The 25,031-nt window shown below is 35.9% G+C and carries 22 protein-coding genes; 6 read left to right on the top strand and 16 right to left on the bottom strand.

The genetic code is table 11. The annotated features are described in order from the left end of the window. The first annotated feature begins 131 nt into the window (after positions 1 to 131). Positions 132 to 902, top strand: a complete 771-nt coding sequence (locus tag J7604_RS20650; protein WP_293900126.1) for a DUF5995 family protein — start codon at positions 132 to 134, stop codon at positions 900 to 902. 246 nt (positions 903 to 1,148) lie between these two features. Here the strand turns inward: J7604_RS20650 and hxpB are convergent, their stop codons facing one another. Continuing rightward, on the bottom strand, positions 1,149 to 1,811 hold the full coding sequence (hxpB, locus tag J7604_RS20645; RefSeq protein WP_293900123.1) for a hexitol phosphatase HxpB: 663 nt from the start codon (positions 1,809 to 1,811) through the stop codon (positions 1,149 to 1,151). 124 nt (positions 1,812 to 1,935) lie between these two features. Here hxpB and J7604_RS20640 point away from each other — a divergent pair, with 124 nt between their 5' ends. Together J7604_RS20640 and J7604_RS20635 are read left to right on the top strand one after the other, a co-directional pair. Further along, on the top strand, positions 1,936 to 3,090 hold the full coding sequence (locus J7604_RS20640) for a glycoside hydrolase family 3 protein (RefSeq protein WP_293900120.1): 1,155 nt from the start codon (positions 1,936 to 1,938) through the stop codon (positions 3,088 to 3,090). Beyond that, positions 3,087 to 3,854, top strand: a complete 768-nt coding sequence (locus J7604_RS20635; RefSeq protein WP_293900117.1) for an SDR family NAD(P)-dependent oxidoreductase — start codon at positions 3,087 to 3,089, stop codon at positions 3,852 to 3,854. The genes J7604_RS20640 and J7604_RS20635 overlap by 4 nt, the downstream gene beginning before the upstream one ends. 174 nt (positions 3,855 to 4,028) lie before the next feature. Here J7604_RS20635 and J7604_RS20630 read toward each other — a convergent pair whose 3' ends face one another. From J7604_RS20630 to J7604_RS20610, 5 genes are all read right to left on the bottom strand, one after another. Then, positions 4,029 to 4,610 (bottom strand): hypothetical protein, encoded by a 582-nt coding sequence (locus J7604_RS20630; RefSeq protein ID WP_293900114.1) that lies wholly within the window; start codon positions 4,608 to 4,610, stop codon positions 4,029 to 4,031. Positions 4,611 to 4,662: 52 nt separating this feature from the next. Continuing rightward, positions 4,663 to 5,337, bottom strand: coding sequence for a DUF4136 domain-containing protein (locus J7604_RS20625; RefSeq protein ID WP_293900111.1), 675 nt, complete (start codon positions 5,335 to 5,337; stop codon positions 4,663 to 4,665). 55 nt (positions 5,338 to 5,392) lie between these two features. Next, on the bottom strand, positions 5,393 to 6,196 hold the full coding sequence (locus J7604_RS20620) for a hypothetical protein (protein WP_293900108.1): 804 nt from the start codon (positions 6,194 to 6,196) through the stop codon (positions 5,393 to 5,395). 56 nt (positions 6,197 to 6,252) lie between these two features. Continuing rightward, the gene (locus tag J7604_RS20615; protein WP_293900105.1) at positions 6,253 to 6,660 is read right to left on the bottom strand and encodes a ubiquinol-cytochrome c reductase iron-sulfur subunit; all 408 of its coding nucleotides are present in this window, start codon (positions 6,658 to 6,660) and stop codon (positions 6,253 to 6,255) included. A gap of 187 nt (positions 6,661 to 6,847) precedes the next feature. Beyond that, positions 6,848 to 8,149, bottom strand: coding sequence for a T9SS type A sorting domain-containing protein (locus J7604_RS20610; protein WP_293900102.1), 1,302 nt, complete (start codon positions 8,147 to 8,149; stop codon positions 6,848 to 6,850). 445 nt (positions 8,150 to 8,594) lie between these two features. Here J7604_RS20610 and J7604_RS20605 point away from each other — a divergent pair, with 445 nt between their 5' ends. Both J7604_RS20605 and J7604_RS20600 read left to right on the top strand, forming a co-directional pair. Further along, positions 8,595 to 10,001, top strand: coding sequence for an aspartate kinase (locus tag J7604_RS20605; protein WP_293900099.1), 1,407 nt, complete (start codon positions 8,595 to 8,597; stop codon positions 9,999 to 10,001). 170 nt (positions 10,002 to 10,171) lie between these two features. Continuing rightward, on the top strand, positions 10,172 to 10,549 hold the full coding sequence (locus J7604_RS20600) for a hypothetical protein (protein ID WP_293900096.1): 378 nt from the start codon (positions 10,172 to 10,174) through the stop codon (positions 10,547 to 10,549). Between the two features lie 40 nt (positions 10,550 to 10,589). Here the strand turns inward: J7604_RS20600 and J7604_RS20595 are convergent, their stop codons facing one another. From J7604_RS20595 to glsA (J7604_RS20560), 8 genes are all read right to left on the bottom strand, one after another. After that, a complete protein-coding gene (locus J7604_RS20595; RefSeq protein WP_293900093.1) occupies positions 10,590 to 11,261 on the bottom strand; it encodes a TRIC cation channel family protein in 672 nt (223 codons plus the stop codon). A 347-nt stretch (positions 11,262 to 11,608) separates the two neighbouring features. Further along, entirely contained in the window at positions 11,609 to 11,974 is a 366-nt protein-coding gene (locus J7604_RS20590) for a hypothetical protein (protein ID WP_293900090.1), read from the bottom strand. Positions 11,975 to 12,074: 100 nt separating this feature from the next. Continuing rightward, positions 12,075 to 14,327: a TonB-dependent receptor gene (locus J7604_RS20585; RefSeq protein WP_293900088.1), complete on the bottom strand. Its 2,253-nt coding sequence runs from the start codon at positions 14,325 to 14,327 to the stop codon at positions 12,075 to 12,077. A 169-nt stretch (positions 14,328 to 14,496) separates the two neighbouring features. Continuing rightward, on the bottom strand, positions 14,497 to 15,048 hold the full coding sequence (locus J7604_RS20580; protein ID WP_293900086.1) for a hypothetical protein: 552 nt from the start codon (positions 15,046 to 15,048) through the stop codon (positions 14,497 to 14,499). Positions 15,049 to 15,285: 237 nt separating this feature from the next. Further along, entirely contained in the window at positions 15,286 to 16,329 is a 1,044-nt protein-coding gene (gene glsA, locus J7604_RS20575) for a glutaminase A (RefSeq protein WP_293900084.1), read from the bottom strand. Positions 16,330 to 16,371: 42 nt separating this feature from the next. Continuing rightward, entirely contained in the window at positions 16,372 to 17,634 is a 1,263-nt protein-coding gene (locus tag J7604_RS20570; RefSeq protein WP_293900082.1) for a DcaP family trimeric outer membrane transporter, read from the bottom strand. A gap of 97 nt (positions 17,635 to 17,731) precedes the next feature. Continuing rightward, positions 17,732 to 18,898 (bottom strand): amidohydrolase family protein, encoded by a 1,167-nt coding sequence (locus J7604_RS20565; RefSeq protein WP_293900080.1) that lies wholly within the window; start codon positions 18,896 to 18,898, stop codon positions 17,732 to 17,734. A 239-nt stretch (positions 18,899 to 19,137) separates the two neighbouring features. After that, on the bottom strand, positions 19,138 to 20,181 hold the full coding sequence (glsA, locus tag J7604_RS20560) for a glutaminase A (protein ID WP_293900077.1): 1,044 nt from the start codon (positions 20,179 to 20,181) through the stop codon (positions 19,138 to 19,140). Positions 20,182 to 20,563: 382 nt separating this feature from the next. Here glsA (J7604_RS20560) and J7604_RS20555 point away from each other — a divergent pair, with 382 nt between their 5' ends. Beyond that, on the top strand, positions 20,564 to 21,406 hold the full coding sequence (locus J7604_RS20555) for a hypothetical protein (RefSeq protein WP_293900074.1): 843 nt from the start codon (positions 20,564 to 20,566) through the stop codon (positions 21,404 to 21,406). 430 nt (positions 21,407 to 21,836) lie between these two features. On the opposite strand, the gene J7604_RS20550 is transcribed toward J7604_RS20555, so the two are convergent. Both J7604_RS20550 and J7604_RS20545 read right to left on the bottom strand, forming a co-directional pair. Beyond that, on the bottom strand, positions 21,837 to 23,345 hold the full coding sequence (locus J7604_RS20550) for an APC family permease (protein ID WP_293900071.1): 1,509 nt from the start codon (positions 23,343 to 23,345) through the stop codon (positions 21,837 to 21,839). Positions 23,346 to 23,520: 175 nt separating this feature from the next. Continuing rightward, positions 23,521 to 24,915: a glutamate decarboxylase gene (locus J7604_RS20545; protein WP_293900068.1), complete on the bottom strand. Its 1,395-nt coding sequence runs from the start codon at positions 24,913 to 24,915 to the stop codon at positions 23,521 to 23,523. Between the last annotated feature and the right edge of the window lie 116 nt (positions 24,916 to 25,031).

Here is a 25,031-nt window from a genome sequence, read left to right as displayed (position 1 = left end):
TATTATTTTAACATTTCCCTAACACTAGTGTTTAGCAGATTTCCATAAACACTCAATCCCAATAAGATACAAGACTCAAATTTTATATTCACAACAAAATTAATATTTTCAATAAAAATTCTTCATAACCCATGTTGCAGGAAAGTTCCCTTCCAAAAGGTCAGCCTATCGAATCCACCCTAACAAAGCTGGATAAAATCATCGCTTCTTGTGAGAAAAGCAAAAACCGGAATGGATATTTTGCTGCATTTTACAAAACCATATCAATCAGGGTGAGAGGTGCGATCGAAAAAGGAGAATTTGAAGACAATCAGCGTATGACGGAGTTTGTAGAGATCTTTGCCAATTACTATCTGGATGCTTATGAAAGTTATCACAATAACACTCTTGGTGCTGACAGTCCCTGGTTTTATGCTTTTGAAAATGGTAAAAAGAAACATACCATCATTCAGCATTTGCTTTTAGGAGTAAATGCACATGTTAACTACGACCTCCCTAACACCTGTGTAGCAGTGGCGCCAGGAAAGGAAGTAATCAATCTGAGTAAGGATTATTTCCAAATAAATCAAATCCTTTCTGATGCCATTGTCCAGCTTGAGAAGGATATTTTCTTTTTATCTCCGGTCCTCGGATTGCTTGCGAGAATAATCCCCAAACTCGAAAGAAAACTATTAAACTTCAGCGTATCTGTAGCTAGGAGCAAAAGCTGGGAATGTGCCTGCATTCTAGCCATGTCAGACGAAAAGGGAAAAGCAGAAGTAAGGGAAAGCAATAAGGCTATGACAAGGGAAATATGTAACCGAATTATGAATCCGGGACTACTCCCAAGTATAGTGATGTTTTTTATAATGATTACCGAAGTTCGAGGAATGAAAAAGAATATCGAGGTTCTTGATGTGTAAGACAAGGTCTCTTGCCTTTCTTAGTAAATCTTCCCTGTAGAGAGCCATGCATGGCGTCTCAAAACTTTGATAATGAAACGATGATGAAATATTATAGATAATACTGTTTATCACCATTGTACCTGACAAGATAAATTCCATCCTTGTCGATAGAGAGACGCCAGCATGGCGTCTCTACAAGGAAATGCCCTGAGAATGGAACAGACAAGGATAACGACAAGATTTAAATTATACTTAAAAATTCTTCTAAGAAAAGCTTCTGATCAAATCCAAAGTTAAATGATCAAGATCCGGCAAGATTGTATCTGCAATGATAAATCTCTTATCTCCTGAAAGGCTTTCATCCGGTATTGCCACGACTTTCATTCTTGCTGCTTTGCCAGCAATCACTCCGTTTACAGAATCCTCTATAACAAGACACTGATGCGGATCTATCTTAAGTTTATCTGCTGCTGTGATAAATACAGCCGGATGAGGTTTTCCATATGGTTCGGTTTCAGCAGAACATATTGAATCAAAATATTCTCTTATCTCCAGTTTGTCTACTACGACATTAATGATCCTCATAGCAGATGAAGAAGCAAGCGCAATTTTATAGTTTTGCTCCTTCAATAATCTTAAGGAACGCTTTACCCCTTTCAGCTCATTTCCATTAGCCTTTATTTCATCAATAACAGTTTGAATAATATCTTCAGTCACTTCATCTTTGCTTTTTCCCTTCCAAGGTCTTCTTTCATACCAATAGTCAGTAACCTCATTAATTCTATATCCCATTGTAAGATTGCACATTTCTGTACTCATAATAAGGCCAACTTTGGCAAATGCTTTTTTTTCTGCAATTTTCCACAGAGGCTCAGAATCAATAAGAATCCCATCCATGTCAAAGATTACAGCTTTAATCATAGTCATATTCACAAGTTTATCCTGCCAATTTACAACTTATTTAATAGCTAAAGATTCTTATCTTTGGCAAACAGCAAGTACTTATATCGGTTTTAGTAGAATACTATTTGCTTTAACTAATGCTATCACAATGAAATTCAGAATTTTATTTTTATTATTTATCATTCTTATTTCCTGCAAAACAAAGGAAAAAACTTCACAAACGAGGACCACACCTGTCAAAACCTCAAAAACAAGATCCAAACCTTTATCTGAAGACAGCCTTAATATTATGATCGGGCAAATGATCCTTGTGGGATTGAACGATAGGACAGCTTTGCCAGAGAACGACACTTTAAGAAAAGACTTAAGGGAAGGTAAAATCGGCTCTATCATCCTATTTGAAAAAAACATAAGCAAAACAAAGTCAGCAGAAACTCTTAAAAAACTAATCTCAGATCTTCAGGCTGAAGCTCCTATTCCTCTTTTCGTTACGATTGATGAAGAAGGAGGTAAAGTACATAGATTAAAAGAAAAGTATGGTTTTGTAAAAATGCCTTCGGCTCAATACCTGGGAAAGCTTAACAATCCTGATTCAACCCTATATTATACCAGAAACCTTGCTAAAGAGCTTAAAGAGCTTGGTATAAACCTCAATTTCGCTCCCGATGTGGACCTTGGTCTTAATAAAGAAAATCCTGTAATCTATAAAGTCGAACGGAGTTATTCTGACGATCCGAAAATTGTCACCCAACAGGCCTTATTAAGCATAGAAGGCCATCATGACTATGGAGTAAAAACCATTTTAAAGCATTTTCCAGGACATGGCAGTTCTTCTGTTGACACTCATCTTGGAATAGTAGATGTCACCAATCAATGGAAAATAATGGAACTATGGCCATACAGAGATATTATCAGATCCGGCAACTGCGATGCTGTGATGACTGCACACATAACAAATTGTCATCTGGACACTGCATGCTTGCCAGCAACACTATCCAAAGCCATCGTGAATGATATACTTAGGGATTTACTTCAGTTTGACGGAGTTGTCTTTTCAGATGACATGCATATGAATGCCATCAGTAAAAACTATGGACTTGAAAACGCTATTAAGCTTTCTATAAATGCAGGTGTTGATATCTTACTTTTTGGCAATAATGTCCATCTCGAAGACAGGATATCTGCAACCCAGATACATGCCATCATTAAAAAGCTTGTCAGATCAGGTGAAATCAAAGAAAGCAGAATTGAAGAGTCTTTCAGAAGAATAATGGCGCTTAAATATAAAACGTTCAATCAATGACAAAGAAGATAATTCTTGTAACGGGCGCTACGTCTGGTTTTGGAAAAGCAATAGCTGAGAAGTTTGCATCAGAAGGCTGGAACTGTATCATAACAGGTAGACGTAAAGAACGATTAAATGCCCTGAAGTCAGAACTGGAAGAAAGATATAATGCTGCTGTTCTGGCTTATGACTTTGATGTAACGGATAAAGATCAGGTAACCTATATTGCTACAGGCATCCCTGAAGAGTGGAAATCAATTGATCTTCTTGTAAACAACGCTGGAGGTGCAATGGGTAGAGAAAACTTTGCCGATGCAGATTTGCAGGATTTTGACTTCATGATAGATACTAATGTTAAGGGATTACTGTATGTGTCTAAGGCTATTATTCCATACATGATCAGAAACAATAAAGGACATATCATAAATATAGGCTCTATAGCGGGGAAGGAAGTTTATGAAAACGGAAATGTATACTGCGCTGCTAAGCATGCGACAGACGCCATCAGCAAGGGTATGCGTATAGATTTGCTAAAGCACAATATTAAAGTAACAGCTATACACCCAGGAGCTGCTGAGACAGAATTTTCTCTTGTTCGATTCAAAGGAGATGAAGATAAAGCTAAAAAAGTTTATGAAGGATATGTGCCTTTACAAGCAGAAGATATAGCAAATATTGTATACTACTGTGCCACTCTTCCAGCTCATGTCTGTATTAATGATTTGGTTGTTACGCCGACAGCACAAGCAAATTCGTACCACCTTTTTAAAGCAGAAGGCTAAAAGCTTAAAGTGGAAGGCACAATGAGGAAAACGGAAAGTTAAGTATCGCTTAGATTATAAAAATTAAATAAAAAATTGAATACAAATTAATCTAATAAGTGCTCCTTTCTCCGAAAAAATTTAAATATAAGGTTTATAGTCTCAGAACTTTGAGCTTTAAGCTTTCCGCTTAGCTCACTCACAGCTTTTATCGTTCTTATCTCCCAAGAAGATACTTACCCCCAGCTCCATGTAGATCATATTTTTCACCTCTTCATGGGAATACGCTGCATAATTAAACCGGGCAAAGGCGCCTACTCCTACTTCTGACTTTTTTATAGGTGCCAGGAAACCTATTTCTGGACTTATTCCCGGCCTGAATGATTTCTTTTTGAAGGCAACCGCACCAAACCACTTTTGATAATCCATGACATATACCCCCAGGCTTCCCCCTACATAAGGGATAAGTTTTTTACCCTTTACTGGATAATAAAAAGCGTTAACAACTACAGGTAAACTACTCATATACCTTGTCTGAATTGCTGAAACTGTTCCCTTATCTGTCTGAAAACTTTGGCGGTCAAGAACAGCTTTTACATTATTCCATCCGATGCGAAAACCGAAAGAGTAATCCTCTTTGAAAAAATGTCTCAGATCAATATGAAAGCCGTCATAGTATTTTCTATCGATGAACTTATCCAGCGATCCAACAGTTTTTCCTGCAGAGTAATTATATAAGAACAAATTTCGGTATTGAGCTTTTGCTTCACTTTTCATAATTAGAATCAGCAATAGCAGACAAAGAAGCTTTATTTTATAAGTCTCCATTTTACTTTCCATCCTTTAAGTATGGCGATTGCTCAAACAAAACATTAATACCTGTTAACACTCTTTGTGGATTTGCTACAAGAGAATCATTCGCGGCACCCAATAGGAGTCCATTCCATATTATATTTAATTTTCCTGCTGACGGCGCATTCTTCAGATCAATCATATCAATAGCTAGGCTACCTACATCAAAAGAATAAAACCCAAAATTATCAGGAGCTGAAAACTGATAGCCGGGAAATCCAAACTCACTGGAAGAAGCATATCCAAAAACGCCTGGCCCAAACAATGTTGGAGAGTAGGAAAGAGGAACTGATTCTTTAAACCTTAATACAGAAGCAACCACTGCTACATCAGGATGCTGATCCAAATTTACTCTGGCAAATCCCAAATTTTGAAGATTGGAATCAATAGCATGAATGATTAATTCCTCAGTCAGATAGTGTTTAGGTATGATAATAGTATCCTTCCCTATCATTTTAAGTGAATCAATGAGAAAGTAAGTTTTAAAGTCAGCAAAATTAACTGAGGCATCTCTATTAGATATATACATATCTTTCTGAATAGGGTCCAGATCACTCACAGGATCAGGGTCCTTACAAGCATGGACCATTAAAATAATAATGCCGGATAAAAAAAGAATTCTCCAATATCCTGAAGATTTTAAAATCTGCATGAGATAATACCTTGGTAAGAATGAATACAACCGGTATAGGGTTATAGATGTTTAATCAGTTACTTTCTGATTTTAATGGTGAATACTTCCCTATTGATCGGTCCAGATCCATCAGACTTTTATCCCCAACTCTTATAATTCCCCTTAGTGGTCTGTCAAGGTCTATGATTACGATCAATACCAGTACCATCAAAACCACAAGACTATATGAAAAAATAAACTTCCTGTTTTTTTCCTGCCCACATGCAAAGCCAAGGGTAAATGTACTGATAGTGGCAAGCAAAATCATAAGATAAATGATGATCTCAGGTACGTGATTGAGCTGAACAGCATATCTTTCAGCAGATAGATCAATCATCTCATTTAAAGTATTAATGAAAAGAGAAGAATTCCAATTATTATTTAATACTGCATTTCTGGAAGCCAGTCTCCAGATTTTGACCTGAACAGCCTCAGAGCTATCAACGATAGCATTCATCTTTGTTCGATCGGTTGTACGATCATACTTAAGACGATAATCCACATACTTTTCAAGAAGGGAGTATATTTCTGGTTTTATGGAGTCAGGTAAAAGAGAGACTCTGAGGTAGGTAGTTCCTATGGCATTAGATTCTTTAAGGATCGCAAGTTTTCTGGCATCGAACCTTGAGGCTGCCATTGAAAATGTAAAAGCAAACATTATCCCCAGCAAGCCCAAAATACCACCCAGTATGGCTCCAATATCCTCATCTCGAATTCCTTTTCTAACTAGTCTTTTTATTCCAAGAATATAACCCAGTTCAAAAAGAATTGCCAGTATAACTAATAGTATTGATGCGATGATCCACTCTGCTACATAGTACAAATACTCATTTTGCATAAAAAGCCTTATTTGCTAATAAGCAACCAGACTTTTTATCTTTTGTTTGATAGGTCTTACTTACTAATAATTGTTAGTAAGCTACCATTCTGAGTTACATTAAATTGAGGAATATTGGGGCTTGGTGATCCGGATAAATACCTTCCATTAATATCAAACTCACTACCATCACAGGAACAGATAAAGCGATTGGAAATGGATGAATAACTTAACCCGCAGCCATCATAGGTACATGAGTTGGAGAATGCCAGGTAAGAGTTGGAATATCTCACAATGATCGCACCATTGCTGACTACTGATCCGCCGGGCATCCTTAATGCAGAATTAGAACTCTCATTTAGATCCAGAGTAAAATTTACATAAGGATTTGGATTATCTTTCTTGCATGAAGTCAATATACTTCCAATGAATAAAAGTGAAAATGTAAGAAATGCAGTCTTTAAAAAATTTAGTCTTCTTCGCATTTTGAATTGAATTTGCCTGTAAAGATAACATTAAAACTAAGGTTTTATTTCATCTGATCCTGATTGAAATCAGGCCAATATTTAAATCCCTGACAATTAATCCCAAAACTTCATCATTAGATAAAAAAAAGAGAGGTCAGTATTACCAAGCCTCCCTTTCTATTTCTTCATTGCTAAGCTCTAAATTCTATTCCTTCACTAGTTTTTCTGTATACAATTTACCTGAAGAGCTTACAGACTTTAACAAATAGACTCCTGATGGTAAAGCCTCCATTAAAATAGTTGCTTTTCCACCCGAAGTACTTGAAGATAATATCAATTGATTCTGTAAATTGTAAACAGAGAACAGGACCTCATCCCCTCCTACCTCAATATTTACAACACCTGTTGTTGGGTTAGGATATGCAAATCTTGACATAGAATTTTCAGACCTTTGAAGCCCTGTTATCACTAAGAAATCAGAATAAACAACCTTAACTTTTTCCGTATTTCCCTTACCATCAAGGTTATAACTAACTATTTCCGATTCCACTAAATCACCACTTTCGTTATAGGTATTATTGTAAATATTATACTGTGAAATTTCCCAAGATCCATTCCAGAAAGCAATCTCAGAACCTGCGTAATTTCCATAATCATCAACCAAATCCGTAGTTTTTTGATAGTCGTGATACTCATTATTCATTAATACTTGAAGCACTGTAATAGTATTACCCAGTTCATCTACTGATGAGAGTGTTTTAGCCATTGGAATAAAAACATCATATTCATATCTCCAGATCATGCCAGTGGTAATACCTCCATCCGTTGAGTATATCGTCATTAAAGTATCAATACCGTATTTATATACAAATCCTGAAGCAATATCACCATTTTCAAAATCTTTCCACACTATATTCGCACCTTTACTGATTACCTTCCATTTTTCACCATCCCAACTGGATTGAATGTAATTATCCGGCGACTGAAGTTCTATCGATGAATAAGTGCTTTCAACTTTCAATTCATTTTCCCAGTCATTTTTACTTAAAAGGTAGACTTGACTTATATAACCCAATGGCCTTCCATATGAATCATAAGTACTATATTGCCTATATTCAGGAATAAAATCCTCTTCACCCCAATAGTAGCTGGTGATTTCAATTTCCTTGCCATCAGTATTATATTTATGGACTTCTTTATAAATTGAGTCGCCTGCATTAGAGAAACTCACATTCATTAGCAGATTCCCCTTTTCATCATATATATTTTTTGAAATATCTGGTGATATACCCCAGTCATTTGTAACATAGTCCCAATAATAATAAGCTTCTGTTTCCGGAAGCCAAAGTTTGGACTCAGCTATCCTCGCTAATGACCTTTTGGACTTTTTGCGGGTATTAGGGCTAAACACCCCAAGAGTATTTATAGAGCCTGCATGTGACAATTGCCCTAAAAAAATGACTAAAGCGATTGAAAGCAACAAAAGTTTCTGTACTGATTTATTCATATTATGAACTTTGATTAAAAATTTTATAAAAAATTAATACACAAAGTAAAGAAAATTAGGGACGTAAATGCAGATTAGAAAAGTTTTTCCTGCCAGAAGATTAACCCTATTTTTCGTTTACAATTGGCTATTCATCACCTTAACCAACAACAAACTGATTAACAAGAGAATAACCCATAGGATTTTACAATGAAAATTAAATAAACTGTGCCCCCGCTTCTTTAAGAAAAATTCTTGCTACCAAACTTAAAATCCGCGTGACTAAAACACTAAAAATTCTTTAATTTGCAATAAATTTGCATAAGTAAAGGGAATACTAACCTGGAAGTGGTATGGATTTTATCTTCCAGTCTTAAATTTCAGGACACAATTTCTTAACTGAATAATAACCTGAACTTCTCTTTTGGCAAGACACATTAAGTGAATATATAACATAAATCTCAAAATGCTTACAGTAGAAAAAATAGGTGGAACATGTATGACTGCCCTTCATGATGTAATGAAAAACATCGTATTATATGGCAGAGAAAATGAAAACCTTTATAACAGAATTTTTGTGGTTTCCGCTTTTTCGGGAGTAACCAACTGGCTGCTGGAAAATAAGAAAACAGGAGAACCAGGAGTTTACCATCATATTACCCAGCAAAAGGACTTCCACAAACCTTTGAAGGAAACTACTGAAAAGCTTCAGGAGATCAACAAAAAATACGTTGACCTTGGGCTAGATTTGAAACTTGCAGACGAATACATTGCCAATAAAATATCTCAGGCGGAGAAATTCCTTGAGAACTTGGCTAACGTTCTTGCTTCAGGTTATGTAAGCAGTGAAAACATACTTCAGGCATCCAGAGAGATTCTTGCTTCTCTTGGTGAATCTCATTCGGCATTTGTTTTTGCCAACATTCTTCAGAAACATGGTATCAATGCAACCCTTATAGATCTTGGAGGATTTGATGATCACTATCCTTTCACAATAGATCAGCGCATTGAGCATTCTTTCAAAGACATAGATTTCTCTAAAACCATCTGCGTTGTTACAGGATATACAAAAGGCACGGAGGGTATTATGAGAGAATTCGACAGAGGATATTCAGAGGTTACCTTCTGTAAGATTGCTGTTGCTGTAAAACCTCAGGAAGCTATCATACATAAAGAATATCACTTATCTTCTGCAGATCCTAATATTGTTGGAGTTGAAAACTGTATCCCTGTTTGCAACACCAACTATGATGTAGCTGATCAGCTTGCAGATGTTGGAATGGAAGCTATTCACCCGAAAGCATCCAAACCTCTTGAAATGATGGGCATTGACCTAAGAATCAAAAATGCATTCGAACCAGAGCATCCAGGTACTTTAATCACAAGAGAATATATTTCTCCAAAGAAAAAAGTGGATGTGATCACAGGAACGCCTAAGGCTGTTATCATAGAGATTTTCGATCCTCTTATGGTAGGTGCAGTTGGCTCTGATCTTAAGATCATGCAGAAGTTCGAATCTTACAAAGTTAGCTACATCTTCAAAGCAACAAGTGCCAATAGTATTTCTATGGTAATCTGGGAGAAAGACTTTAAACAAAAGTTAGTTGATGAACTAGAGAAAGAATATCAGAAAGTAGCGGTTGAAAAAGTAGCAATTGTTTGTATGATCGGTTCCAACATGGATCAGCCAGGTGTACTTGGCAAAGCTGCTGGTGCATTGGCTGAAGCTAATGTCAATATTAAGAGTGCAGGTTTCTCTTTGAGAAAAGTAAACCTTCAATTCATTGTGAACCGTGAAGACTTTAATAAGTCAATCATTGCATTGAATAAAACAATGTTCTTTGAGCCTGCTGTTGCTGAGAGTATTAAATAAGTTGTAAGCCTAAAACTTAAAGCTAAAAGTTTAAAAGCACGATCCTTTCAGATCGTGCTTTTTTGATACCAAATCTTTTTCAAAAAGAAAAAGTATTTTATCTTTTTTAACTACTGTTCCTCATTAATAAATTACTACTTTTCTTATTTAAATACCTGTCAAAATCAGCTATGAGCATACCTATCTTATTCCTTACGCTTATATGTTTTATTGCTTTTGTATTGATCATTACAAAAATCAACAAAAGATTAAAATCTAAAGAAGTTATATTGACAAAACTGAGATATGTGAACGGAGTATTATCTTTTCTTAGCTTCGCGGGGAATTTTTATTTCTGGTATCTGTCATTCATTATTTTAACATCAAAAAGTAATTCAGGCTATGGCATTTATATTCTCCTCACTTCAGGGATTGCCACCCTTTTTATCATACCAGCAATTCTTGGACTTCAATACGGGACTAATAAAAACCTAGTTATTCTTATACTGAATTTAGCGGGAGTTTTATGGATATACTATTGGTTAATTCAACTTCTTGTTTTTCATTAATCACCAAAAATAAAGTATCAATAAGATATTATTTAAAAACTCATTTTTCCCCTTTGCTCTTTCGCCTTGACATAAACTTCTGTATATGATGCATTACATCCGGAGGGGTAGGAACTATAAGATCATATTTTAAAGCAAGGAGTTTTAATATATAAGTTGCAATAACTCCAATTACCTCGCTTATAATTATCTCAAATCCGAAAAGCTTTATAAATATCATATAGACAATTCCACCAAAAAGAGATGCCAGTGAATGCGGATGCCCTGGCAATAATATTATCGGAGTTTCCCTTGACAATACATCTCTCAATAATCCGCCCCCAGTAGCCGTAATAACGCCTAGAAATAATGCGGGCAGTACCGACAGATCGTTAAGGAAAGCACGTTGCATACCTGCTATTGTAAAAAAACCAAGAGAAAAAGCGTCAATATGCCAGATGACCTTTTGCAATCGGTCAACTAATGTACCAAAAAACATTCCTATAAACGTTGCTGACAAAATTGTAATCAGATAACTTTCATATTTAATTACCAAAGGAGGTCCTTCGCTAATCAGAATATCTCTTAATATCCCCCCACCAACGCCGGATGCTATCCCGATAATCATTACTCCAACTATATCAAAGTTTCTCCTAAGGGCATGCAATACGCCCGATAGGCACCCTGAGGCTATTGCCAGAAACTCTACTACAATAAAGCTATCTCTCAACATCCTCTTATGGAGTTTTATAATCTTCTATTATTGGGGAATAGTGATGAGTAAATATCAAACATAACTACTGAATCTTCTTTCAGCGAAAACAGATGATTTCTTTATTAACCCTTGAATTAATCCTTAGTTATATAATTATTCAAAATCTTCTATTGGAACTAGGTATCTTCCCTTAAAGAACAGGTATTTAAGGCATAGGTAATTGCTTTATAAAAATTATAAGGTTCCTTTGTTCCATTTCAGTGAGACGTTTATAAATTAAACAAGGGATACATAGAAAGTTCCCTCCGATTATTTCAATTCCTCTTATATGTATGAGTCTTTAATTTGCTTATAAAAAAGTGTAGTTAATTCCATTCAATTAACTGCCCTTCGAATGGAAATTCATATTTCTCCTTAAAATAGCTAATCCATAAATCAACTGTCCTGAAGCCCACTTTCCGGGCAATTCCATTGACTCTCTCATACGAGAGCCTTCGTCCATTCAGCTTAAATAAAAAAGTTCCTTCATGCTCTTCTATCCGAAGATCCCATACATTTTTACAAACAGCATCCCGAAGTTTTATGGCATGCCTTGATCTAAGACCCGTATATAATTGTAATTTCTCCCCTTTATTAAAAGGGTGTTTTCTCATTTTTCTTATTGTAAAGTTTTTTGAACCATCACTCACTGACTTTACAAATTCAGATCTGGCGAAATTAATGAGTGTCATAAGCCGAACTTTAAAGTTATATAAATTATAACTAAACAAAATCATCTATCGTTCGGCAAAACAGGAAAGGGGAATTGCAATTCCCCTTTCTATTATTTCTTTAGAATAAATAGGTTATTCCTGCTTTAACAAACAAAGGGGTTCCCGGGGTGAAGTGAATCTCCGTTACAGGAATACTCTCTCCTCGCAGCCTTGATTCTGTGGCAAATTGAGCTTCTTTCCATTTTTGGTTAAAGAGATTCTCTGCTGATAATGAAATCTGAAATCTCTCTGCATTGTAGTTCACTACTGCATCAATAATAAAATATCCCTGGGCTACAATAGAGTTATCTTCGGCAGCGGGCCTTTGACCCAGATAGCGGTATCGTAAGCTTGCATTAAATCCATTAAGATTACGAATGCTAAGCCCCGCAATACTAGAGAACTTAGGAGCTAAAGGTAGATATCCTGTCTCATCAGAATTATCTGTAAGCCTTGATTTACAGTAATTAAAATCAAAATCAAAAAACAACCATTTGTTCAATTGCCCTCTTGCACTGAGATCCAATCCATATCGCCGGCTTCTGCCTTCGGAACCTATTGTACCATCATCACCTGTATAAGTATACTCTGTATCCATGGTGAGTACCCATAAAGCAGCATTCATAAAAATTCTATTGCCGATTTTCAAATTAGTACCAAGATCAAGTCCATATGCAGAAGGTATCTTATTGCGCACGGAATCCATAACAGATACCCTGGTATCATTGGAGTGATATCCCTTGCCTGCACTAAGGTATACTTGTGCTCCATATGAAAGATTGTAATACAGATTTACTTTTGGACTGAATACATTCAAACTTCTTGATTTACCGAGAGTATCAGAAAGCCTGTCATTATATCGAAAAGTAAAAGCATCATATCGGAGACCAAGATTCAGAGTAACTCTTGGAGAAAGATAAAAAGATTGATTTGCAAACACATTAGCATTTGTCTCATCAATATCTCCCTTTTTAATATCATTGAGTATTCTTCTTCTAACAGTATGAGCCAGCCCTATGTCCCTTATATTATCATCTCTTAACCCGAAACCCGCTATTGTAGAAGTCTTTACTCCAAGTATCTCATAGCTCTTTGAGTATGAACCATTATATCCGAAAATATTTCTTTCTTCATATTGATAGATTTCATCTCCATTAATAGTATCGTCTTTAAAGAAGGTAAAATTCGAGTATAGATTAAACTTATAGTTTATTCCATATAACTGATTTCTGATAACTGCACCATCGTTAAGTGTTTTTACTAAAGAAAGATTAGCATTGCTTCTTGATGTATTTCCTCCTTCTGTAGGGTCAATGGCGCCATACCAGGATATCAGTCCACTTCTTACAGCCCTTTCAGGAATTTGCCCTGAAGCATCCCACTGGCTTGCAAATGTTGAAAGCGAAAGACTAAGACTTGTAGAGCTATTCAAATCTGCTGTATACTTTCCCATTATATTCAGACGCTGAAAGTTTTGCGGATACACAAAATATCCCTTGGTCGTCACAAACTCTGATGCTATATAAGCATTTTGCCTGCGTGAGTTTATCGAATCCACTTTATCAAGCAGCTTTAACATTGTCACCCCTCTGTAGGTATTAAAGCTACCGGCTTCAAATTTCAACATGTTCTTCCTCAAATAATTTAAAGTCTGAAAACGAACAGCCCCTGCAGTATTAAAATTACCTGTCCTTGCGTCGTATGACCCTTTGGAAAAGTCCATTCCCTCAATCGTTTCGGGAATTACAAAATGAAGATCTGCATACCCCTGACCATGAGCATGTGAAGCCATGTTAACAGGTATACCATCAACAGAAATTGCCACATCCGTACCATGATCGACATCAAAGCCTCTAATAAATATCTGTTCTGCTTTTCCACCACCGGCATGCTGAGCGATGAACAAGCCAGGTACAAGCCTCAGCAAATCCTGGGTGGTCTGGGTTGGTCTTAAACGAAAGTCTATCGCATTGAAATAATTTACTTCTTTTCTCGGGGAAACTGTAATCTGATCTATCTGAAGGAATCCTTCTTCCATTTTAATTGTTTCAGATCTTACTTCATTCTCATCTACTAATACTTCCTGAGATTTTGACCTGTATCCCAGCATCGAACAGTCTAAATGGTAAATCCCGGTTTCCAGTCTGCGAAACTCAAAAGCTCCGCTTTCATCACTCAAAATCATTGAATTATTTTCCCTTAGAATAATCACTGCATTATTCAGTGGCTCTCCGGTTTTTGAGTTAACTATCCTGCCCTTGATAACTCCATGAGCAAAAGCAGGACAGCCCAGCAAAACGAATATTGCTGTAAAAAGTATATACTGCTTCATTTGAAAATCAATAAATGATAAGAATATAAAATCCTCCCTACCTTCATATATAATAGACGTAGGGATAGGGCTATAATGACCTATAAAGATCATTATTCAATTCCGGGCAATCCAATATCAGGTGGGCCGAATGTACCACAACACTAAAGGATTGATTGGGAATTAAAAATTAAGAAAGAGTATATTCAGGAGGAGGTGATGGAGGATTTTGAAAATATATTAAGAAGAAATTATTATTTCCGTGAAAATAATTCTCTGCAACATTTTCATTTACATTGAAACCATATTGATAATAGATACCAGGATATAATTGAATCTTAAACGAGTTTTTTCCTTCTTTCTTTCTACCGTCTGCGGATGATTCATCTTCCTGATTTTCCAATCCAAAGTGTTCCAATACATCATGATCTTGCGAATGTTTATGAACATTTTTTACCTCATCCTTATTCGTACCAGCAGATTCTGCTTGATGATGGTGATGCACCTCATATGCATGCTCAACCTGGGGATGGCTTTTTAAATAGTGATTAGATCGATGGTTATGGTCATGTTCATTACCTGAACGATGCGTATGAGTATGAAGGTGACTATGAATATGAACGTGACTGTGAAACGGATTAGGAATATAATGCAAAAGACTGTGGATACTCCTGAGGCTATCCTTGAGAGAAATTACAGCTATACAACTGATGATCAGAAATATGGATATAATACTTTTCAAATCACAATATACTTACGTAATAAATATACATTACATAAGTAATAGTAAAAAATAAAATTCAATTATTTAACATTGCAATAAATGAATCCATTCAAAGGGCCAGTCCGAATGTCGCTTTGGAGAAGGATTTGGTAAATATAAAGGTTTTTAAAAAAAATTCTTCATACCTAAAAAGTTGACTTAATTTTCAGACAACATTTCAAATATGAAGAATTATGTGCTTAAATATTAAATAGATTATTTCTTTGCAGAAAATAAATTCAGCGACAACTTATCTGCTATAAATTCAATAGCCTTTTGTGCTTTCACACTATTACCTGCGGGGTCCAAAGGAGGAGCAAAAACTGCAATTCCCATTTTACCAGGTACTACTGCCATAATACCACCCCCTACACCGCTCTTAGCAGGCAATCCAACAGTATACATCCATTCCCCAGTATTTTCATATAAACCAGCAGTGCTCATTACAGCTAAAATTTCAGGTACATCTTTAGCTTCAACTAGCTTTTCTCTTGTCATTGGATTTACACCAGAGTTAGCTAGTGTTGCGGCCATTACTGCAAGATCCATTGCATTAACACCAAAAGAACATTGTTTGGTATAAAGTTCAAGCGCTATCATTGGATCATCAAAGATACGGTTATAAGACTGAAGCAGTATTGCAATAGATTTATTACGTTGGTTCGTTTCCATCTCAGACTTAAATAGTTCATCAATAACTTTTATCTCTCTTCCTGCAAACTTGTTAAAATAGTTATGCATTTTTTTCCATTTCTCTGCTTTGTTATTTTTTGGAAGCACGATACTGGTTGTTGCTATGGCACCTGCATTCACCATAGGGTTCTGAGGTTCTTTTCCTAAAGTTTCAAGAGCAGTGATTGAGTTAAATGGCAGACCTGTAGCATTTGCTCCAATACTATCTTTTATTACTTGAGGACCTCTGTCCTGCATAGCAAGAGCCAATGTCATTACCTTGGATATTGATTCTATTCCGAACTCGTATTTCGTATCTCCAACCAAATGCACATGTCCGTCTGCTGTAATGATAGCAATACCAAATAAATTGGGATCAACCTTAGCCAGATAAGGAATATAATCTGCATTTTTTCCTTCCTTAATGCCTTTAAATTTTTCATGAGCTTCTTTTATAACCTGGTCTATATTTTCAGCTGAAATTTCATCTTTAGAAAATGTAAAGGAGACCAAAAGAGCACCAAGAATTAAAACACCAATAAAACCTTTCAGGAATAAACCTCTTGACAATTGTACTTTTCTTTTCATGGTTATTTAAGCATTATCTCGATAAGTGACAGTATTCCAACACTATGAATTTACCTTTCTATATATATATTGAGAAAATTTGTACTTCACAGAAACTTGAATTTTATTCAAATGAGAACTCCATCCATCATTAAAGTTATTTCGTTTTGCCCATTGATATTCTATACCCGCCATAAGATTGTCGGTTGGATAGTAAAGCAAATTAACGATCGCATATTGACCTTTGTGAAAAGCATCATCAGCCTGACCATCTGTATTATCAATGGTTAACATTGAATAGCCTATAGTTGTACTGAATTTCTTACTCCAAGTATGTTCAAGAAAAGCAACCATACTAATCATTGGTACAGGAACCGCTTTAACTGGTTTTGGAGAAGGAGATACATCCTCCTTGAGCGCCACATCACTGGGAGCGTCGTTAATATAACTTTGTATTCCTCTGCCATATACAAATTGTCCTCTGAAAATATCTTTCTTTCCCAGATTCAAATTAGTGCTTACATTAAAGCCCCATCCCACTGTGCCACCAGACAAATCAAGTGAATCAGGATTCTGATCTTTCCACATAATCCTTCTCACAATACCTGCTAGTCTAACATAACCAAACTTTCCTATTTGACGGTATTCTGCAGAAAAGTCAGGAAAGGGAAATCTTGGTTCAATACTATCCAATTCAATATTACTTGAATACCTTCCCATATCTTGACTGGCACCTGGCCTTTCTAATGCAAACGTCAACTGACTATTATCTTTTTTAATGGGCATGTAACGTATTTGCACGTTACGAAAGAAAATCATACCATTAGGTCCCCAATAGTCCAATATATTAGGGAATACATCAATATCCATAAAAGGACTATGCGTTTGTCCTGCACCAAAATGTCCCAATTCGCCATAGGCATGACGTAAACGAATGGTTGTTTCACCAGCATCTACACCAACTCCAAACATATCTATCTCAAATATTGTCTTCATTTGTCCAAAACGAGTATTGAAATAACTTTTTACTCCAAGTCGTGATTGACGAACGGAAAAAAAGGTGTTACCATCCGATCCAAATTGATTTTTGAAAGCTGGTAATTTTGTTGGTCGCACCACATCAAACCAATTAGGATCTATGTTATTAAAATTGTAACCCGCATCACCCATTGCGAACCCGTAAATCGTCATACTGTCTACTTTCTCCTTATGAGGTGCTGCCTCATTACCTCTAGTAGTCACTTTATCTTCCTGTGCTTTTATAGAATGAATCAATGTCAAAAAAAGCATAGTTATAATGAAGGAGATTCTCTTATTTCTTTTCATTTTCAATATCCTCAAATAAAAATTAAACAATGAATACATTTTATCTATAGTAGATAGAATATAAATTTCGAGTGGTAAAGCAAAAACAACTAAAATTTTATTTTGTTTTCAAGTTTACATTTGCCCGCTCCCATTCTCTTACTTTCTTTCTTGCCTGGTCAAATATTCTAACATAATTGCCTTTACAAACTTTATCTTTGGTTTCTTTAGATAAAGATTTCCATAAGGGGTCATACTGATAATATACCTGTAAGTATTCTTTCTGATTATCGGGTGCAACTACATCCGTTCCGAAGAGAAATCTATCCGGGAACTTATTTATAAGAGTTGTCATAGCACGAACAGTAGCATCATTTTTCACAATATACTTAGCCACTTCATCCCAGGAAATATCAAAATATACATGACTTAACTTTGGGTCATTTAAAATATCTTGTACCAATTGTATTTGATTTTTATTTCTCGAAGTTAATTCCTCTGTCGGTGAGCTTTGAACAGGGCGGATGATTCTTCCTAAACCAATATGAGCCCAAATGATTGAAGTTTTAGGATGGCGATAAAGAAGATTCTTCATCTGTTTAAAGTAAGCAGGTTCTTCATTTTCCTTTGCAAATGGTACATCTATATCATTATGTATAATAACAGCTAATCCTGCTTCCCCTGCAAAACTAAATATACTATCCAAAGCAGGATCTAATAAGCTGGCTACACCTCCTGCCACTTTGGGTGAAACAAATTCTTTATGAACAGTAAACTCACCAATTCCAGAGAATACACCTGGAAAAGTCTGTAATACTCGTCTTATATGATCTGCAGCATACATATCAGTAGGATTAAATCCTGTAATCATAGGATCAAACCGATTCTGTTGCTCCTTCGTTAAAGATTTATATGCCATGGCAATGTATGCATCAGTGAAGGAATAATAATACAATGGTGCATCTGTCTCCAAGTAATACTGTGGTGCATGATTTCCAGAAATCCTTGAAGACCACTGTTGCTGAAGAGGAATACCGAATAAGGCCACTCTTTCTACTTTATCGCCCATTATATCTAAGAACTTATTTATATCAGTTCCTTTCTGAATGTAATTAGTAAGGTGAAAATGTGAATCATTTAATTCATAATTTGCAAATTGAGTAAGAGGGGGAGTCTTAGCTGCAACATCCTTATACTCTGACAGAGTAAAGAATACACCTGTTAATAATAATGCGGCTATAAAGTGAATTTTCCATTTATAGATATATCCATTGAATGTATTCATTCTAACAAAATGTTATTTAAAAGAGAATCGAAGTAGTCATTTATGCTTAAGAAACCCAACTTGCTTTTACCTATTAAAATACAGGATTTACTTGTCCCCATGATTGCAGATAAACTTGGGTAATGGTATCATTGTCCTTAGTTACGAGATTAGTAATTGTCATTGCCTTTTTTATGAAAACAAAGACAATGACAATTGTTATAATAACATGAGTGAAGTTAAAACTTATCGCCCATTAATTAATTACGTGCCGTGAAGACATTTAATTTTAGTTTATCAGCCAGGAATTCAATTGTCTTTTGTGCTTTTACACTATTACCAGCCTTATCTAAAGGAGGTGCAAATACAGCAATCCCCATCTGTCCAGGAACTACAGATATTATCCCCCCTCCTACACCACTTTTTGAAGGCAAACCTACTTTAAACATCCATTCTCCTGTAGTTTCATATAGCCCTGCTGTACTCATCACTGCTAATATTTGCGGGATATGTTTTGGGTCAACTACTTTTTCTTTAGTTAATGGATTAACTCCATTATTAGCCAGTGTGGCAGCCATTACAGCAAGATCTTTTGCATTGACACCAAATGAACATTGTTTAGTATATACATCGATAGCTATCGCTGGCTTATCGAACAGTCTATTGTATGACTTAAGTAGTAAAGCAATTGCTTCGTTATGCTGGTCTGTCGCAGCTTCCGATTTATATAACTCATCAATGACTTTAAGATCTCTACCGGCAAAGCGATTAAAGTTTTTTTGTACTTTGGCCCATTTTGCTTCTTGGTTATTTTTAGGCTCCAACAAACTAACGGTAGCTATTGCACCTGCATTGACCAAAGGATTTTGTGGTTGTTGTCCTTGTATTTCGATTGCTTGTACAGAATTGAATGGTAGACCTGTTGCATTAACCCCTATGCTATCCATTACTACTTTGCCACCTCTTTCTTGTAAAGCCTGGGCAAGCGTAAATACCTTTGAAATTGATTCGATACCGAATTCGTATTTAGTTTCCCCCATTGGATAAACTTTTCCATCAGCAGTTACTATTACTATTCCATAAAAGGTAGAATCTACTTTTGCCAGGTATGGTATGTAGTCTGCATTCTTTCCTCCTTTTAAGGTTTTAAATTTATCATAAGCCTCTTTTAACGCTGCTTTAATATCTTCTTCAGTTGCTTTATCCTTATTTTGAGTAAAAGAGAAAAAAACTATGCTGATTAATGATAGGACTACTAGTCCTCCTAGTACTGACTGTTTTAGGATTGGTTTTGTAATTTTCATAATATAGATAGATATAGTTATTACCTTGAAATTATTAGAATCAAAATACTTCTAAAGAAGTAATGAATGTTAATCTCCTTGGTATTCCAAGTCCTATACTTAGTTCCAGTCTTTCAACACACTTCAAAGAGTATCAACCCTACTCCCTATACTGAGCATTATAGCAGATTATAGGACATTTTAAACAAACAATACGAGAGGGAATAATATCGCCATCTACCTCTAGTATTAATATGTTTGAAGTCAAACATGGATGCTAAAAAAATGTTACAACGAGTATAACTAGGTCTGTATTTTTTTATTCTACCACTAGATTTTGAAATTTAAAAATCAGAACATGAGGATAGGTTTCTGGTTGTATCGGGAAGATTAGCCCAGATTTATGAAATATTTCTTTACCGATGATCCCTTTACATTTAAAGATGAATGGATATCCATACTAGTAATATTAATAATCCTCATTATATCTTATCTAATCGGATTTCGCCAGGGAAGAAAGTTCTTTAGCAAAAAAACTACAAACAGCAACGATTTCTTTATTATCTCTTCCATACAGAGCGGATCTTTATCCTTACTGGGAATACTCCTTGCATTTTCATTCAGTGTAGCAGCAACAAGATATGAAGAGCGCAGGACTTTAATTGACAGAGAAGGCACCAGTATCGGGACAGCCTACTTCAGAGTAGGGCTTTTGAAAGATAGTACCGCCAAAAAAAATCTCAGAAAACTTTTAAAAAAATATCTGGCAACAAGAATACAATATTACAATCAATATAAGATAAGAACCACTACTGAGCGACAGGATGAAATTCAAACCCAACTGATAAATCTTCAGGTAACAATTTGGGCAAAATCAGCCAAGATAGGGAAGTTTGAACCGAATGTTAATACAAGCCTGATTATTCAATCATTAAACAGTATTGTAGATACGAGCGAAAGTATTTCATCTGCGCTTGAAAACCGTGCGCCGATAACAATAGTATTCATATTAATTTTAATTTCAATATTTTCTTTCTTTTCTACTGGATATTACCATGGATATTCAGACTCTGGAAAATTAAAATTTGCTATAAGTCTTGCTATAATTATTTCTTCGATTATGCTTCTCATTATCGACTTGGACAGGCCATTAACAGGAATTGTAAATCTTGACGTTTCAAGTCTTGAAAATCTTCAAAAAACTTTGGAAAAATATGGTGAAATGAATCCTACAGAAAACTATTGATAACAATAAATAAGCAATGAATTTAATCAAATAATATATAGATAAACTCTGATCTAAGAGACGATAGCAAATCTCTCCGCCACGATTATTCTGTTTTATTAATCATGACAACACTAAATCTAAAATTAAATTCTAGCAAAAGATCAGGAAAAGTAATAACACTACTAGGGCTGTAATAAAGATGATCACTATGAGCTATAATAACAATCGCACTGTATTTTTGATCGCATTTAATTGCTTCAATAAAGTTTGTGGATTTAATCTAAAATATGATATCAACGTATATAACAAAGTATAAAGTTGCTTTTAAAGAGTTTGATGATCATTAATTTTCTAACTAATCATTTTTATTAACTCAAATAAATTAACTGCATTCAAATATGAATTCACCACTCAATTCTCCTTAATCATCTCAACATTATTCAAAAATTTAAACATTAGGTTTCCCGCTCAGATTTATACCTCTTTTCTTTTTCACATAGAAAATCAAAAAGGGAAGTCCGGTAAAGAATGCTGTTCCTCCAATTACCATACCTACATAAGAAGCAGGACTTCCGATAGGAAGCTGAGACGGAGGCACGAAAGCAAGCACAAAGGCAAACAATACGGCAAGAAAACCGACTCCTGCTACAATCAGCATGCCTGTATTTCCACCAGGAACTTTATATGATCTGGGAAGATTAGGGTGAGTATATTTTAACCTAATAGCTGCTGCATACATCAACATATACATGATCAGATAAAGGCCCACAGTAAGGACTGTCAAAAGGAAGAATGCTATATTTACATCTTCAAGAAAAATATATAATGAAGCCAATATAGTGACAAACAATCCTTGAAAATAAAGTATTCCCGTTTGAATCCCCTTTGCATTAGTCTTACTCATCAAATCAGGCAATATTCCATCTTTAGAAGTAACGAGAAGCCCCTTACTTGGACCTGACAACCATGAAAGAACACTTGCAACAGCACCAAAGGTTACTAAAAAACCGGAGATATAAGTTAGCCCTCCAAGATGAAATTTATTAAAGATTCTATAAAACGCCTGCATCAATCCAGACTGAACATTAATCTCTTTACCAGGAACTACAGCACCTACCGATAATGCACCTAATGTAAAAATACTGAATATAATTAAAGCTGCGAGCAGCATAGCCTGAGGAAATTGTTTAGCAGGATTTTTCAATTCATTTGCATGTACTGCCTGAGATTCAACTCCTGAAAACAGCAATACAATACCTGCAAGAAATGCAACATCTGTAATGCTATTGAAATAAGGAAAGATACGAGGTGCTACTTTTCCATCAACAATTCTGGCCACAGCGACATTATTTGGATCAGGATGCAGAAATGCGATTTTCTCCCCCATTATCATCCAGGCTGAACCAAAGCCTATAATTAATAATCCAGGGATAACTGTACCTAAAAGGAAGCCATAGCTTGTTACTTTTTGAATAACTGCAGATCCCCTGAAGACAATGAAAGTTGCCACCCAATATATAAAAATTGAAAACACACCCACAAACATTCCATTGCTTGCCAGAGAAGGGCTTCCAAGAGCATAGGCAAATGCACCTGATGCAAAGCCTAGTACAGTAGGATACAACACGATTGTTTGTGCCCATTCTAGCCAGATAGCAATAAAACCTGTTCTCTTATTAAAAGCTTCGCCTACCCAGGTATAAACACCCCCTGCCCTGTCTCCAAAAGCTCCTCCCAACTCTGCCGAAACAAGGGATACCGGAATCAAAAATAGAAGTGTTGAAAACCCTATATAGAAAAACATTGTTAATTCTTCCTTAGCTATTACAGGTAATCCTCTTAAGCTCAATACGCATGCACAAGTCATCATTGAGATTCCGAAAGTAGTAATAGTACCTTGCTTAACAGGAATTTCAACCTTCTTTATATTAGGACGTTCATCCTTAAATTTAAACATATGATCTTGCTATAAAGTGAAAGAATGTGAGCCTCCACATTTTCTATAAAGGCTTAATTTACTGCAACCGCTTTATCAACAAGTCAAATAAAAAAAAGTTTAAACAGGAAAACTCACAAAAAAATAAAAACATTCGTTCTGCAAAATTACAGAACGAATGCTACGATTTTTCAGCTTAAGAGTGATTAAATCCTCCTGCTTCATCCCTCGTCATAGGTTTTACAATAGGGTGTTCCTTGAAAAATTCTACTGATCGATTCATATCGTCCAGTAGAAGATTTGCAAGATCATGAGTAAAACCGTGTCTCACCAGAATTCTCTGAATCACTATATCCTGAGCATTGGAAGGAAGAGAATAGGACGCTATCTGCCATCCCCTTGCTCTAAGCCTGTCAGAAAGATCATACAAAGTATAATTGGTATCCAACCCTTCCTTTAGCTTATAACAACATCCTGGCAAACCTCCTCTTCCATCATAGATCATTTCCACAAGACCAGACTTTGCTATTTCTTCAGCAAGGTAGATTCCTGTGTCTATACATGATTGATGGATTCTCCTATAACCATCTCTCCCCAGCCTTAGAAAATTATAATACTGAGCAATGATCTGTCCACCTGGCCTGCTGAAGTTTAATGCAAATGTAGGCATATTACCACCGAGATAATTAACATTAAATATCAACTCTTCCGGAAGGTCCTGTTTTTCTCTCCAAACTACCCATCCGACTCCCAAAGGAGATAAACCATGCTTATGTCCGGAAGCATTGATTGATTTTACTCTCGGCAATCTGAAATCCCATAACAACTCCTCATAGAGGAATGGAGCTACAAATCCCCCGCTTGCTGCGTCGACGTGTATCGGAATATCCAATCCTGTATCATTCTGTAACTGGTCCAAAGCTTCACTAACACCTTTAACATCTTCAAACTGCAGTGTAAAGGTCACACCTAATGTAGGCACAACACCTATTGTGTTTTCATCGCATCTTTTAAGTACTTCTTCCGGAGACATTAATAATCTTCCATGCTCCATCGGTATCTCCCTAAGTTCCACATCGAAATAACGTGCAAACTTATGCCAACAAACCTGAACAGGTCCACAGATAAGATTAGGCTTATCGGCGGGCTTGCCCTGAGCTTGTCTTTTTGCTCTCCATTTCCATTTCATAGCGAGCCCGCCTAACATGGCAGCCTCACTGGATCCGGTAGTTGAACATCCTATCGTGTTCGCTGCATCCGGGGAGTTCCATAAATCTGCAATCATAGCCACACAACGGGATTCAATTTCTGCAGTCTGAGGATACTCATCCTTATCAATCATGTTCTTATCTACCGATTCATCCATTAACTTATGTATTTCAGGGTCAAGATATGTCTGACAGAAAGTAGCCAGATTTTGCCTTGAATTACCGTCAAGCATCAATTCATCGTGCACCGCAGCATATGCAATCCTTGGATCATGTTCTTCATCAGGTATCCGATACTTTGGCATAGATACGCCAAGATCAGGAGATGCATAAATATCATCCAACAAGTTACTGCGATGATCATCCTTTTGATATAAAGCCATAATATTCAAATTCTTCCCTTTAAAAATAAGACTGTTCAACATTAAATTGTTCTCTGTAAGGGAGTCCCCTCTTAAACAAAAACAGGCTGCATCTCTGCAACCTGCTTTCGTTATTC

Source organism: Sporocytophaga sp., from assembly GCF_017745095.1.
Classification (GTDB): domain Bacteria; phylum Bacteroidota; class Bacteroidia; order Cytophagales; family Cytophagaceae; genus Sporocytophaga.
The sequence above is the reverse complement of the archived record's forward strand: the minus strand, read 5'-3'. Positions and strand labels throughout refer to the sequence as shown.